At 71.4% G+C, this 1,003-nt stretch carries 3 protein-coding genes; all 3 read right to left on the reverse strand.

What is annotated here, in order from left to right:
* A partial coding sequence (locus tag AC27VN_RS42295) for a hypothetical protein (RefSeq protein WP_490880641.1) occupies window positions 1–287 on the reverse strand: 287 nt, incomplete at its 3' end.
* Window positions 288–347: 60 nt separating this feature from the next.
* The gene (locus tag AC27VN_RS42300) at window positions 348–746 is read right to left on the reverse strand and encodes an iron chaperone (RefSeq protein WP_490880642.1); all 399 of its coding nucleotides are present in this window, start codon (window positions 744–746) and stop codon (window positions 348–350) included.
* A partial coding sequence (locus AC27VN_RS42305) for a helix-turn-helix domain-containing protein (protein ID WP_490880643.1) occupies window positions 743–1,003 on the reverse strand: 261 nt, incomplete at its 5' end. The genes AC27VN_RS42300 and AC27VN_RS42305, both read right to left, overlap by 4 nt.

The raw sequence follows: 1,003 nt of genomic DNA on the forward strand, positions 1-1,003 counted from the left end.
GGTGCGAACACCGGGGCCACCACATCGCGCGCACCGGGCTCGAAATGCGCGCACAGCGCATCGGCCAGCGCCACCACCTCGGCCGTGCGCCCGAGCGCATCCAGTGCCTCGACCTGCCGGAACCAGGCCGAGGCCAGGTGCTCCTGCAGGTCGGGCGAGGCGCTGTCGGCGGGCGTGCTCAGCAGCAGCAGCCGCGCGACGAGCGCTTCGGCCTCTGCGAGGGCCGATGCGGCGATGGCAAGGTTGGCGAAGCGAGGCGAAGGGTCCGGGCGATCGATGTCGTGCAATCTGGTGTCCTGGCTGGGGCTCTGCGTTTCATTCTCGCCGCCGGCCGGCCGGCCCGCGCTTCACCAGAACGAATCGTCCTCGCGGGCCTTCACCACGCGCAGCCGGTGCTCGGCGATGCGGCGGATCAGGTCCTCGGGCAGCGGCTCGTCATAGCGGACCTTGAACAGTTCCTTGGTGGTCTGGTGCCCGGCCAACTCCTTGCGGAACGCCTCGAGCGCCTCGGCCGAGGGCGCGAAGCCCAGGTGGGCCTTGTGGGCCGAGAAGGCGAACAGGAAGCGCGGCTCGATGAAGAAGGGGGTGCCCCACTTGATGGCCTCCCGGGCCTCGGGTGCCACGCGCCGCAGCAGCGCGCGCAGGCGCCGCAGGTGCGCATGGGCCTCGGGCGGGGCGGCGGCGATGTAGTCGTCGATCGTGGTGGGCGCCTTGGTGGCCATCTCGTTCATCTCCTTCGCGCTCATGCGCCCTTGCCCTGCACGTCCTTCGGCGACCGGCCGAACCGCGCCTTGAAGGCGCGGCTGAAATGGCTGAGGTCGGTGAAACCGAACTCGAGCGCGGCCTGCGACACCTGCCGCACGCGCCCTTCGGCCAGCGCCCGGTAGCTGGCCTCGAGCCGCTGCTGCCAGAGCCAGCGGCCGGGCGTGGTGCCTTCGGCGGCGAACAGCCGCATCAGCGTGCGCAACGACAGGTGGCAGTCGCGCGCGATGGTCTCGCCGTC

It is taken from the genome of Variovorax sp. 20P10.2.4 (assembly GCF_058244205.1).